Annotated in this window: 14 protein-coding genes and 1 tRNA gene; 9 read left to right on the top strand and 6 right to left on the bottom strand. The window is 55.0% G+C overall.

Annotated features, from left to right (window positions below; all coding sequences use genetic code 11):
• Together ACIQ2T_RS08705 and ACIQ2T_RS08700 are read right to left on the bottom strand one after the other, a co-directional pair.
• The coding region (locus ACIQ2T_RS08705; protein ID WP_397590468.1) for a methionine biosynthesis protein MetW at nucleotides 1-262 on the bottom strand (262 nt) is incomplete at its 3' end.
• Nucleotides 259-1,380: a homoserine O-acetyltransferase gene (locus ACIQ2T_RS08700; protein WP_397590470.1), complete on the bottom strand. Its 1,122-nt coding sequence runs from the start codon at nucleotides 1,378-1,380 to the stop codon at nucleotides 259-261. The genes ACIQ2T_RS08700 and ACIQ2T_RS08705, both read right to left, overlap by 4 nt.
• 111 nt (nucleotides 1,381-1,491) lie before the next feature.
• Here ACIQ2T_RS08700 and hisC point away from each other — a divergent pair, with 111 nt between their 5' ends.
• Both hisC and ACIQ2T_RS08690 read left to right on the top strand, forming a co-directional pair.
• Nucleotides 1,492-2,589, top strand: coding sequence for a histidinol-phosphate transaminase (gene hisC, locus ACIQ2T_RS08695; protein WP_397590469.1), 1,098 nt, complete (start codon nucleotides 1,492-1,494; stop codon nucleotides 2,587-2,589).
• A complete protein-coding gene (locus ACIQ2T_RS08690; protein WP_397590467.1) occupies nucleotides 2,589-3,494 on the top strand; it encodes a prephenate/arogenate dehydrogenase family protein in 906 nt (301 codons plus the stop codon). Before hisC ends, ACIQ2T_RS08690 begins: the two co-directional genes overlap by 1 nt.
• A 5-nt stretch (nucleotides 3,495-3,499) precedes the next feature.
• Here the strand turns inward: ACIQ2T_RS08690 and ACIQ2T_RS08685 are convergent, their stop codons facing one another.
• The 3 genes from ACIQ2T_RS08685 to ACIQ2T_RS08675 are packed head-to-tail and all read right to left on the bottom strand — an operon-like array spanning nucleotide 3,500 to nucleotide 4,911.
• Complete coding sequence (locus ACIQ2T_RS08685) at nucleotides 3,500-4,189, bottom strand: lysophospholipid acyltransferase family protein (RefSeq protein ID WP_397590466.1); 690 nt, start codon at nucleotides 4,187-4,189, stop codon at nucleotides 3,500-3,502.
• A 3-nt stretch (nucleotides 4,190-4,192) separates the two neighbouring features.
• Complete coding sequence (locus ACIQ2T_RS08680) at nucleotides 4,193-4,723, bottom strand: YdcF family protein (RefSeq protein WP_353209461.1); 531 nt, start codon at nucleotides 4,721-4,723, stop codon at nucleotides 4,193-4,195.
• Complete coding sequence (locus ACIQ2T_RS08675; RefSeq protein WP_397590465.1) at nucleotides 4,720-4,911, bottom strand: hypothetical protein; 192 nt, start codon at nucleotides 4,909-4,911, stop codon at nucleotides 4,720-4,722. The genes ACIQ2T_RS08680 and ACIQ2T_RS08675 overlap by 4 nt, the downstream gene beginning before the upstream one ends.
• Nucleotides 4,912-5,060: 149 nt before the next feature.
• Here ACIQ2T_RS08675 and ACIQ2T_RS08670 point away from each other — a divergent pair, with 149 nt between their 5' ends.
• From ACIQ2T_RS08670 to ACIQ2T_RS08640, 7 genes are all read left to right on the top strand, one after another.
• Complete coding sequence (locus ACIQ2T_RS08670; RefSeq protein WP_397590464.1) at nucleotides 5,061-5,972, top strand: MJ0042-type zinc finger domain-containing protein; 912 nt, start codon at nucleotides 5,061-5,063, stop codon at nucleotides 5,970-5,972.
• A gap of 120 nt (nucleotides 5,973-6,092) precedes the next feature.
• A tRNA-Thr gene (locus ACIQ2T_RS08665) sits at nucleotides 6,093-6,168 on the top strand.
• A 95-nt stretch (nucleotides 6,169-6,263) separates the two neighbouring features.
• On the top strand, nucleotides 6,264-6,935 hold the full coding sequence (locus tag ACIQ2T_RS08660) for a nitroreductase (protein ID WP_397584508.1): 672 nt from the start codon (nucleotides 6,264-6,266) through the stop codon (nucleotides 6,933-6,935).
• Nucleotides 6,936-7,126: 191 nt separating this feature from the next.
• Nucleotides 7,127-7,900, top strand: coding sequence for a glycosyltransferase family 2 protein (locus ACIQ2T_RS08655; RefSeq protein WP_397590463.1), 774 nt, complete (start codon nucleotides 7,127-7,129; stop codon nucleotides 7,898-7,900).
• Nucleotides 7,897-8,829, top strand: coding sequence for a hypothetical protein (locus ACIQ2T_RS08650; RefSeq protein ID WP_397590462.1), 933 nt, complete (start codon nucleotides 7,897-7,899; stop codon nucleotides 8,827-8,829). The genes ACIQ2T_RS08655 and ACIQ2T_RS08650 overlap by 4 nt, the downstream gene beginning before the upstream one ends.
• Nucleotides 8,826-9,374 (top strand): DUF2141 domain-containing protein, encoded by a 549-nt coding sequence (locus ACIQ2T_RS08645; RefSeq protein WP_397590461.1) that lies wholly within the window; start codon nucleotides 8,826-8,828, stop codon nucleotides 9,372-9,374. Before ACIQ2T_RS08650 ends, ACIQ2T_RS08645 begins: the two co-directional genes overlap by 4 nt.
• Nucleotides 9,371-10,546, top strand: coding sequence for a glycosyltransferase (locus ACIQ2T_RS08640; RefSeq protein WP_397590460.1), 1,176 nt, complete (start codon nucleotides 9,371-9,373; stop codon nucleotides 10,544-10,546). The genes ACIQ2T_RS08645 and ACIQ2T_RS08640 overlap by 4 nt, the downstream gene beginning before the upstream one ends.
• Nucleotides 10,547-10,811: 265 nt before the next feature.
• Here ACIQ2T_RS08640 and ACIQ2T_RS08635 read toward each other — a convergent pair.
• On the bottom strand, nucleotides 10,812-11,188 hold a 377-nt coding region (locus ACIQ2T_RS08635; protein ID WP_397590459.1), incomplete at its 5' end, for a HupE/UreJ family protein.

Below are 11,188 nucleotides of genomic sequence, written 5' to 3'. Positions count from 1 at the left end.
TCTGGCTGAGAATGGCGTAGTCAAAGCTGCCATCAGGGTAATAGGCCAAATCGATATCGGCGTCGCCCTGAACCACCGATACCCCGCGCGCGACGGCAGTGGCGACATCGCGTGCATTCAACTCCATACCGCGCGCGTCGACGCCCTTTGTGTCGCGCAGAGCGGCCATCAACAGGCCGTCACCGCAGCCGACATCCAATATGCGGGCATTCGCGCGCACTTCTCTGGCGATGATCGCAAGGTCGGGACGCAGCGCCTTCATTTATCTGCCCCTGCGCGCAAAAAGCCATCGACGATGCGGTTCATTTCAGGTGCCTCCAACAGGAAAGCGTCATGGCCAAAGGGGCTGGAAAGCTCAACAAAACTGGCCGCTGCACCTGCGGCATTGAGCGCGTGGACGATACGCCGCGATTCCGCAGTGGGGTAAAGCCAGTCGCTGTCGAAGCTAATCAGGCAGAAACGGGTTTTGGTGCCCGCAAAAGTTTTTGCCAGCACGCCGTCATGCGGTTCGGCCAAGTCGAAATAATCCATGGCACGGGTGATGTAGAGATAGCTATTGGCGTCAAACCGGTCGACAAAACTTAAGCCTTGGTGACGCAAATAGCTTTCGACCTGAAAATCGGCGTCAAAGCCAAAGCTTTTCGCATCGCGGTTTTGTAAGCGCCGGCCAAATTTCTCGGTCAGGCCTTCTTCCGACAAATAGGTGATGTGCGCTGCCATACGCGCAACAGCAAGGCCAGCACTCGGAGCTTCGCGTCCATAATAGGCGCCGTTGTTCCAGCTGGGGTCGGCCATAATTGCCTGACGGCCAACTTCGTGAAAGGCGATATTCTGGGCCGAATGCCGAGCCGTGGAGGCAATGACAACCGCTGATCGGACGCGTTCGGGGTATAAGGCGGCCCAGCTTAACGCCTGCATTCCCCCCATTGAGCCACCCACCACGGCCTCCAAAATCTCTATGCCCAGATAGTCAAGCAACAGGGCTTGGGCGCGGACCATGTCGGCGATGGTAATGACTGGAAAGCCCATTGCGTAAGGCGCGCCCGTGTTTGGGTCGATGCTGGCGGGACCGGACGAGCCCATACAACTGCCCATCACGTTTATGCTGATGATGCAATGGCGTGCAGGGTCAATGGGCTTACCGGGGCCAACCATCCGCATCCACCAGCCAGCTTTGCCGGTTACAGGATGTGTTGACGCCACATATTGGTCGCCCGTGAGTGCGTGGCAAATCAGGATGGCATTGGATTTGTCCGCATTAAGCGTGCCATAGGTTTCATACGCACATTCGACAGGCGCAAACTCTGCGCCGCTGTCGAGCTGTACTGGCCCAAGCAGCGTTGCTTTTTTATCAAGTCCGAAACGCGTATCTCCATCCATATCGATAGCCATATCAGCGGTTTCGCGCGAAACAACCCAAACTCTTAAAAGAACCGCTTGCCGATTGGCGACACGTTGCGCTTCGTTGCTGTCGCCGCTATGGCCGCGGGCATGAACACGCCAGTAGCCAAACCATGGATCGAAGCGATCAGCGCCTATACGCCCGGCAAAGCAAAGTCGGACGATGGCCGCATATTGATTAAGCTGTCCGCGAACGAAAATCCGTTGGGATGTAGCCCAGATGCTGCTGCTGCGCTGGTAGACAAAAGCGCATCGCTGGCGCGCTACCCTGACCCAGCGAGCACAATGCTGCGCGAAGCGCTCGGCGCGGTGTATGAAATCGACAGCGACCAGATCGTCTGCGGAACGGGTTCAGACGAGTTGTTGAACTTGATCGCGCTGGGTTATGCGGGCGCTGGCGATGACATCATATATGTCCGCTATGGCTTTTCAGTTTACGACATTGCGGCGCGCAAGGCGGCGGCCAATGTTATTGTTGCCCCTGATAAGGACTATGGCACGGACGTTGATGCGCTGCTGGCGCTGGTCACTGACAAGACGCGGGTGGTTTTTGTGGCCAACCCCAACAACCCAACTGGCACGTATTGCGATGACAGCGAATTGGTGCGGCTGCATGCCGGTCTACCCGGCAATTGCGTACTGGTGCTTGACCAAGCGTATGGCGAATATATGGATGACGACGGTCCAGCCGCCTTGGAACTGGCCCGCCGGCACGACAATGTGCTGATTACCCGAACCTTCTCCAAAATCTATGGCCTTGCCGCAGAACGCATTGGTTGGTGCTATGGGCATGCCGGCCTTATCGCAACGCTCAACCGCGTGCGCGCGCCGTTCAACGTCACAACGGCTGGCCAAGCCGCGGCCATCGCTGCGCTTGCGGACACCGAATTTGTCACGCGCAGCCGCCAGCATAATGCCGAATGGCGCGCATGGATGGCAGAGGAGTTTGCATCGCTTGCCAACCATGGGTTGCGGGCGATACCATCATGGGCGAATTTCCTGATGATCCTGTTCGAGGGCAAATGCAGCGCAGAGGTCGCCTATAACGCGTTGATGGCCGAAGGATATATCGTCCGTTGGCTGCCGGGGCAGGGCCTTGGCAATGGCTTGCGGATCACGATCGGCACCGAGGATGAAAATCGCGGCGTGATGGCTGCCTTGCGCAAAATTCTGGGCGATAGCGTCTAATGCTTCCTTTTGCGCGCCTTACAATTATTGGGCTGGGCCTTATTGGCTCGTCGGTCGCGCGCGCCGTCAGGGCGCAGATGCCCTCGGTGCGCATTATAGGGCATGATGCAGATCCTGTGGTTCGCGCGCGCGCGTTGGCGTTGGGCATTTGCGACGATGTTACCGATACGGCAGGCGCGTCAGTAATCGACGCCGATCTTGTGATCCTATGCGTGCCAGTTGGCGCGATGGGCGCTGTGGCAGCAGAGTTTGCCGCTGACCTAGCCGCTGACGCCATTGTCAGCGACGTCGGATCGTGCAAGCAAAGCGTCGTCGACGCATTGACCGCCGTTTTGCCGACAGCAACAATCATCCCTGCACATCCCGTTGCAGGTACCGAAAAAAGTGGCCCCGACGCCGGATTCTCGACCTTGTTCAAGGGCCGCTGGTGCATATTAACCCCGCCCGAACATGCGCCGGAAGCAGCGGTAGAGCGGCTCTGTAGTTTTTGGCAGCAGCTTGGTGCCGATGTCGAGATTATGGACGCACGCCATCATGACATGGTCTTAGCCGTCACCAGCCATTTGCCGCACTTGATCGCCTACACCATCGTCGGCACGGCCGATGACCTTGAGGGCGTGACGCAAAGCGAAGTCATCAAATATTCGGCGGGTGGTTTCCGCGACTTTACGCGCATTGCTGCCTCTGACCCGGTCATGTGGCGCGATGTATTCTTGTCCAACAAGGACGCCGTTCTCGAAATGCTTCAGCGATTTTCGGAAGACTTAAGCGCACTGCAACGGGCAATCCGTTACGACAAAGGCGACGAATTGGAGGCATTATTTGCCCGCACCCGCAACATCCGGCGTTCAATTGTCGAACAGGGTCAGGATGATGACGCCCCCGATTTTGGGCGCAAGCATTAAGCGCGCTATGCGTTCAGTGCGTTAATGGCGGCGTGGACACGCGCCTCAATCTCTGCGCGCGGTAGACCCGTGGGCAGTTCTTCGCCGACCTTGTAGGTAATAGTCCCTGATTTCCAGATGCCGGCCTTGCGCGGGCTCAACGATCCGCTATTTACGGCAATGGGCACAACAGGCAGATTGATCAATTTGTATAGCCCCGCAAAGCCGGACTGTAATGGCGGCCGGTTGCCAGGCGTAACGCGCGTCCCCTCGGGAAAAATGACGATTGGTCTTCCGTCTGCGATCATCTTTTTGGCCAAAACGAGCATCGCGCGCAGTGCCGCTGCGCCGCCGTTGCGGTCTACAGGGATCATGCCATAGGCCCGCGCAGCTGGACCCCAAAAAGGGATGTCGAACAGTTCCTTCTTCGTCACCACGGCGGGCTTGCGAAACATGCGGGGCATGTCGATCGTCTCGAACATGCTTTCATGCTTGATGGCGTAGAGCACCGGTTTGTGGGGTAAGTGGCCTTCAACCCTGACGTGAATACCCAATATTTTGCGGTAACAGCTATACTGCCATTTGGACCATCCACGTACGGCCCATTGCATTAAGGGAATGGAGAACCATTGCGCAAAAAAAGCGGTGGCAACGAAAAACACTGACCCAGTGTAAAAAATGACGATGTACAAAGCTGATCGGATGACAGCGATCATGCGTTAAAGCCCAAGAAGCGAGGCGACCGCGCGCAACCAATATTTATTATACTCTTTGAACAAGACGCTAAGCGAGGCATGTGTCGATACCGCATCGTTCGTAACAGCGATGTTGTTGGGCAAGGCCCTATCCAGTTCGAAACGCGCGCGGCGCATGTGCCAATCATGCGTAACAAGTCGAATACTGGTTACTTTGTTCCGTTTTACCCATGCCGCTGTTTCCAATGCGTTTGAACGTGTATCTACCGATTGGAAACCAAGCGCGATGCAACATGTAAAATATTTCGCTGACCCGGGATATTGCGCTGCAAGTTCGCGGGGTTTTACATCGCGGTCGACGCCGGAAATCAGCATTTTTTTGGACTTTCCAGATTTCAGTATCTCAAGCCCACGGTCAATCCTGTTCGCCCCCCCAGTTAGGACAACGACCGCATCTGTCTGCGCGATGGGTGCTGGCTGCGGCAACAGCAAGGCGAACCAAGCAAAGCCCAGCATCCAGATCAGCAATATGAAAGCAATGGACCTTTGGATCATAACATTTTCTTCAATGTAGAAATCACCGTGAAACGCGCCATAAGCATAGCAAGCGCGGTGACAGCAAGCGGAATGAGTGCTAGGATTATCCAACCGTACACTAGAAACGCAAGGCCAGCTAACGAGCTGAGATCAGTCAGCGCCTCCACGCCGGCCCCATGTCGCAGTCCCACATTATCGAATTCCACCACGCTTTGCATTACCGCCAAGAATGGCACAAACCGAATGATGGGGCAAAGGCTATTCGTTGCCGCGCTAGGTCGCCGATAGCCCTCGTCCACAGCAATTTTTAACAGCAGGGTTGCAAGTCGGCGACTGCTGATGTTTATGAGAGCCCATGCATCTCGTTTGCCCATCCTGCCACACACGCTATGTTGTCCCTGACAATGCCGTTGGTACTGATGGGCGCCAAGTGCGCTGTGCCAACTGCAAGCATGGCTGGTTTCAGGCAGCGCCCATTCCACCACTCGCGCCAGCGCCGTCCATAGCGGCGCCAGCGGAGAGTGTGGCTGGAACGCCCGCCCATATACCACCAGCGCCGCCTGCTCCCATTGTAGCACCTTTGCCGCAATCGCCAGTTCAGGAGGTGCCAGAGGGTGCCTCGGCGTCCTTGACGAGCCCAGTCTTTTCGTCAGACGATTCCCCTACCTCCATCGCCCAACAAACCGATGCCGATGAGGCGCCGCCTGCGTTTCCGCGCTTTGCACCCGAACGCTCCATTTCACCGACGCCAACCGCAGTGTATGCCGACCTGGGCTTAGCCCCAAGCATTTTGGACGATCATGCGCCTGCGCAAAGCCATTTCGCGCATGCGCCACCGTTTAGCCAACGTCGCAATCCTGCAAAAATATGGATGCTTGTGGCAATTGTCTTTGCGTTGACAGTCGCCGCAGCCGGCGTGGCTATCTCTTATTATGGCCTCCCGAATATTGGCCTTTACGGCGCGGCTGAAGAACCTGACCTCACCATCGTTTTGAACGAAAATCTCGAACTGAACGAACGCGAGGATGGAACGCCCTATTTTATCGCAAGCGGCAGCATCGTGAACCCAACTGGGGTGAAACAATCTGTACCCGAAATGTTGGTAACGCTGAAAGACGCAAGCGGCCGTCCCGTTTACAGTTGGAAAATGAAAACGAAAGTCCGCACGCTTGCGCCTGGGGCAAAGGTCGGCTTCAGCGAGGCGCGGCTTGACGTCCCGCTGGCCGCCAAACAGATCAGTGTTGGCTGGGTGCTGTCAGGCGATTAAGCCTGCGATTTGTTAAGCTAAGGATGGCCAAGCGTTAGCCGTTGGGGTATTTGGGGTAAAGGCCACTTGAACTCGGTAACGCACTTGGCTATGCGACTGGCTCAGGCTGAAACGCCACATGCCGCCTTAGCTCAGTTGGTAGAGCATCGCATTCGTAATGCGGGGGTCGTAGGTTCGAATCCTATAGGCGGCACCATATATCCATATTTTGTGTGATCACATAATCTGGCTTGCGTAGATGAATGCTGCTTGGACTTGACCGATTGCCCTTAGATATGCAGGGAAAACTGCATGAACCAATTAACTGTCAGCCAAGCAGTACTGTCGCGCCGTTCTGTCCGCGCGTTTACACCCACAACCGTTCCGTTGGAGCTGCTGCATCGCGTCATGGACAAGGCAAGATGGGCGCCGTCAGGCTGTAATTTTCAGCCTTGGGAAGCAACGATATTAACAGGCGCGCCGCTTGCTGAACTGCAGCAGAAAATGCTGGTTTCGCCGATGCAGGATCCGCCCGAATATTCATGGTCAGACCCAGAGGTTATTCCGGAATGCAAAGCGCGCCTGGCACAAGTTGGGGCGTCTATGTATCAAGCTATGGGTATTGGTCGCTCTGAAACGGATGCGCGCGGCGATTTCGTTCGTAACAATGTAATGTCGTTCAATGCCCCTGCTGTGTTGCTGTGCTATTTTGACCGCCGCATGGGATCGCCGCAATGGTCCGACGTCGGTATGTGGCTGCAGACCGTCATGCTGTTGCTTCGCGAAGAAGGGCTGGACACCTGCCCTCAAGAATTTCTCTCCATGCATGCAAAGCTGATCAAAGAGTTTATCGGTGTGTCGGATGAAACGCACATTTTCTTCTGCGGCATTGCCATTGGCTATCGTGATGAAGACGCACCGGTAAACGGGTTTGAGCGTCAGCGGGAGCCTGTTGAAGGTAATGTGCGCTTCGTCGGTTTCTGAAATCAGCGCGGACTGAACACCGCGGACAAGATGTAAATTCATCTGTGGGTCGTGTTAGCCTACACGGTTTGCGCGCCTTGATTACGATTTTGTGACCGAAAATTTGTGCATTCTTCATAAATTTGACGCAGTTCTGACATCGTACTTTGGCAAATGAAATTTACGGCCCTCTTGTCTATCGGGGGTAGTTTGTGCGTTGGTCGATTGTCATACCTGTCTATAATGAAGCGGACTTTCTGCCGCGGACTTTAGCATCGATTATTGCGCAAACCACCGCGTTCGATTTGATCATTGTCGACAATGGCTCAACCGACGGCTGCATTGATAACGCCCGCATGCAGCTGGCCGATTATTCCGGTAAAGTAACCTTTTTACATGAGCCCCGGCCTGGCCAGGTATATGCGTTGCAAACGGGCATCGCTGCGGTTGCCTCCGAATTCACGGCGATTTGTGACGCGGATACATATTACCCGCCGCAATATCTCTCGACTGCGACGCATTTGTTTGATGCAAAGGGTGCCAACTATGTGGCGGCATGTGCCTGTTTGCGCCGTGAACCCTTTTTCAGGGGGCTGGGCAGTATGGCACATCGTCTGCTCGCCGCGTTCATCTTGCCGCATCAGAACCATACCAGCGGCGCTGCGCAAATGTTTCGCACAGACGCATTGCTTGCAGCAGGCAGCTACGATCCTTTGCTTTGGCCTTATGTTTTAAAAGACCATGAACTGATGCATCGCGTGTTGAAGTTTGGGCGGCAAATCTACCATCACACATTATGGTGTACGACATCTGACCGGCGCGCTGATCGCGGGAAAGTGCGTTGGACCGTATTGGAGCGGGTCGTTTACCATTTGACACCTCGGTCCCGGCAGCATGATTTCTTTTACCAGTTTTTGGCGCGCCGGTTTGATGCCCGGGGTCAGCGCGACACCGTACTTCGCGAACGTGATTGGTCGGTAGCTTGACCTTCACTGCTACCCCATTTGCGCATTTGGAGCTGCCGACTTTAAAGCCCGAGAAAAACCTGTGGTCGACATGGCTATCGCGCGGCCTTTCGGCGGCTCTCCTGATCGCCATTGTGCTGCAACTTGGGCAGATCAACACCGCGCAACTGCATGATACACTACCTGAAAACTTGTGGTTTTTGCCTGTGTTGTTGGCGCTCTATTTCGCGTTGCCCGTTGCCGATTGGATTATCTTTCGGCGTCTATGGATGCTGCCTGTTTCGGGATTCTTTATCCTTCTCGCCAAACGCATCGGCAATGAGGTTCTGATATCCTATTCCGGCGAAGTGTATTTTTATCTGTGGGCACGAAAGCGCACAGAGCTAAGCTCGGCGCCTTTTGGAGCGATCAAGGACGTCAATATATTATCAGCTTTGGCGGCTAACCTTATCGCGTTGCTTTTGCTGTGCGTGACTTACCCTTTTGTCTCGCAACTACATCTTGGTGCATACACGGATGCCTCCGTCCTTTCTGCAGCCATTTTTTTAATCCTGTCGTTCGTTGTTTTGTTTTTTTCACGCCGGGTGTTCACACTGGAACGCCCCGAACTTTGGTGGATTTTTGGGGTCCATATTATCCGGTTATCTGCGGGCACGCTGTTATGTGCCTTATTATGGTATATAATTCTGCCCGGCCCACATTTCGGTTTCTGGCTGGTTTTATCCATGATCCGGCTTTTGGTCGGACGGTTGCCATTTCTGCCAAATAAAGAAGCCCTTTTCGCCGTAATCGCAGTGTTCCTGGTTGGACAAGATAGCGCAGTATCCACGCTGATAACCCTTACCGCGACCGCAATGTTGGCGCTGCATTTCATAGTCGCGGTGATGTTGGGCGGCGGGGCACTTTTCTCCCGATACCAAGGCATGCTTCCCGAAAAGGCAAGGGCATGATGAGGTATATCTTGGCACTCGCTGCAATCGGGCTTTCTGTGCCCACAAACGCGGTTGTACCCCCTAAATCCGAGCGCGGGCGAAGCGGGGCTGACTGCCGGACAGCGGAATCTGGTCCTGCGGTGCGGGTCAATGTTTTGGGTTTAAAGGACCGCCGAGGTAAACTCATCCTCGAATTATACCCTGAAAATGATTCAGATTTTCTGCAAAGTGACAAGATATTGATCGCGGCAGGCAAACCCTTTCGGCGCGTGCCGATGACCACGCCAAATATGGGACCTGTGACGATGTGTGTTCGCGCGCCGGGCCCTGGAAATTATGCCTTGGTTCTGCTGCACGATCGAGATGACAACGGTAAATTCGGTTTATCGGGCGATGGTGTAGGTTTTGCCAACAATCCTAAACTCGGCTTCCGCAAACCCCAGGCAAAAGTAGCGGGACTTGTCGTCGGTTCTGGTGTGCGATCAATTTCGATCGTCATGAATTATCGGCAAGGATTTGGCGTTGGCCCAATCAAAGGCCAGGCCGCGGAGGGACAACCATGAAGATCGTCGATGTCTGCGAGTTTTATGCCCCTGAAGGCGGCGGAGTGCGCACCTATATTAACGCTAAGCTCGCTATCGGCGCTCGGCTTGGACACCAGATAATTGTCATTGCGCCTGGCAACAAGGACGAAGTTGTCGAGTATGAAAATGGGTGCCGGATCATTTATGTTAAAGCCCCCGCGCTGCCATTTGATAAGAAATATGGCATGTTCTGGGACGCAGCGCCGGTTCACGCCATATTGGACGCCGAGCAACCCGATGTGCTGGAGGCGTCCTCCCCGTGGCGCGGCGCATGGGTTGCAAGAAGCTGGCAAGGCCACGCACTTCGGTCAATGTTCATGCACCATGACCCGCTTTCGGCATGGGCATATCGCTGGTTTGACGGCGTTGCACCGCGCGATGTCATCGATCGGCAATTTGAATGGTTCTGGCGCTATCTCAGGCGCATGTGCAACAGCTTTGATTTCACAATATGCGCGTCGCCAAGCCTTCAAAAGAGGCTAACGGGTGGCGGCATACGGGGTGCTGTCAACATCCCGATGGGCGTCGATGCGGGCGTTTTCTCTCCAGCGCGGAGGCACATGTCTGTTCGGCGAGACTTGTTAGCGCGCTGTAATCTACCGGATACGGCGACTTTGTTGTTGGGGATCGGTCGGCATACTCCGGAAAAGCGCTGGCCTTGCGTTATAGACGCTGTCGCACGTGTAGCTGCGAAACGGCCTGTAGGGTTGGTTCTCATCGGCAATGGTCACCAGCAGGCTTCGGTGATTGAACATGTAAGCGGCAATCCGCATATCCAGTTGCTGGAACCCGTGCGCAATCGGACGGCGCTGGCCACCATCATGGCAAGCTGTGATGCACTCGTCCATGGTTCATCCGCGGAAACATTCGGGCTCGTTGCGTCAGAGGCCTTAGCATCTGGTCTCCCATTGATAGTTCCTAATGGAGGTGCGGTCGCAGATATCGCGCATCCCGATTTCAGCGAAACCTATACGCCCGGAAATGCGCATGCCGCCGCGGATGCAATTATGCGTCTTCTCGATCGCGACGGGCATCAGCTTCAGTCTGCCGCACACCGCGCGGCCGCAACAGCACGGACACTCGATGATCATTTCGCAGCACTGTTCCAAACTTACGCACAAGCAATTTCAGAAAAGAGGGAGGCAGCGTGATGACTGCAATCATAAGTGTTTACCGTCAGGTCGCCATCGTCCCGACACGGAAAATAAGACAACGGTTTAAGCGGAATATGCGTTACCCCAAGCCACTTTGGTACCAGCTCCTGCGCTTTGCATTTCGCAACAGCGGGAAATAGCCAGTGTAAAAAGGGACGCTTAACATTCCTTATAAAAAGATGGAATGTAACTGAGCTTGTGAGCAACTGCGCGCTGGAATGCATTCAACCGATGCCGGTGTCGGAATTGCGTTAAGAATTGCTTAGCCTGCAAGGATACGTTGCAGTAGCCACATGGCCGCAACACTGCCGATGGCATAGGCGCCGATAATTTGCGCGCGGGCCGCGTAAAGGGCGTTTGCCCGGCGCAGCGCCCACAATATTAACATGGCACCGATCACGATGACAATTTGGCCAGCCTCAACCCCCAGATTGAATGTCAGCAAGGCCATAGGAACTTCGCCCTGGGGCAATCCGATCTCGGCGAGCGCGCCTGCAAAGCCGAAGCCGTGTAATAAACCGAACAGGAAGGCGACAACCCATGGGATGCGTTCCGATAGGCGCGGCGCGCCCGGTTCGCGTTTCACAATTTCCACGGCTAGAAACACAATAGACAGCGCGATAGCAGCCTCGACCGGCG

Source organism: Sphingorhabdus sp. (assembly GCF_044357595.1).
Classification (GTDB): domain Bacteria; phylum Pseudomonadota; class Alphaproteobacteria; order Sphingomonadales; family Sphingomonadaceae; genus Sphingorhabdus_B.
The sequence above is the reverse complement of the archived record's forward strand: the minus strand, read 5'-3'. Positions and strand labels throughout refer to the sequence as shown.

Bases quoted from the DNA above. Each gene is read 5' to 3' on its own strand.
- ACIQ2T_RS08640 (WP_397590460.1), top strand. From the start codon at position 9,371: ATGAAGATCGTCGATGTCTGCGAGTTTTATGCCCCTGAAGGCGGCGGA.
- hisC (WP_397590469.1), top strand. From the start codon at position 1,492: ATGAACACGCCAGTAGCCAAACCATGGATCGAAGCGATCAGCGCCTAT.
- ACIQ2T_RS08700 (WP_397590470.1), bottom strand. From the start codon at position 1,380: ATGGATGGAGATACGCGTTTCGGACTTGATAAAAAAGCAACGCTGCTT.
- ACIQ2T_RS08690 (WP_397590467.1), top strand. From the start codon at position 2,589: ATGCTTCCTTTTGCGCGCCTTACAATTATTGGGCTGGGCCTTATTGGC.
- ACIQ2T_RS08685 (WP_397590466.1), bottom strand. From the start codon at position 4,189: ATGATCGCTGTCATCCGATCAGCTTTGTACATCGTCATTTTTTACACT.
- ACIQ2T_RS08670 (WP_397590464.1), top strand. From the start codon at position 5,061: ATGCATCTCGTTTGCCCATCCTGCCACACACGCTATGTTGTCCCTGAC.
- ACIQ2T_RS08680 (WP_353209461.1), bottom strand. From the start codon at position 4,723: ATGATCCAAAGGTCCATTGCTTTCATATTGCTGATCTGGATGCTGGGC.
- ACIQ2T_RS08660 (WP_397584508.1), top strand. From the start codon at position 6,264: ATGAACCAATTAACTGTCAGCCAAGCAGTACTGTCGCGCCGTTCTGTC.
- ACIQ2T_RS08645 (WP_397590461.1), top strand. From the start codon at position 8,826: ATGATGAGGTATATCTTGGCACTCGCTGCAATCGGGCTTTCTGTGCCC.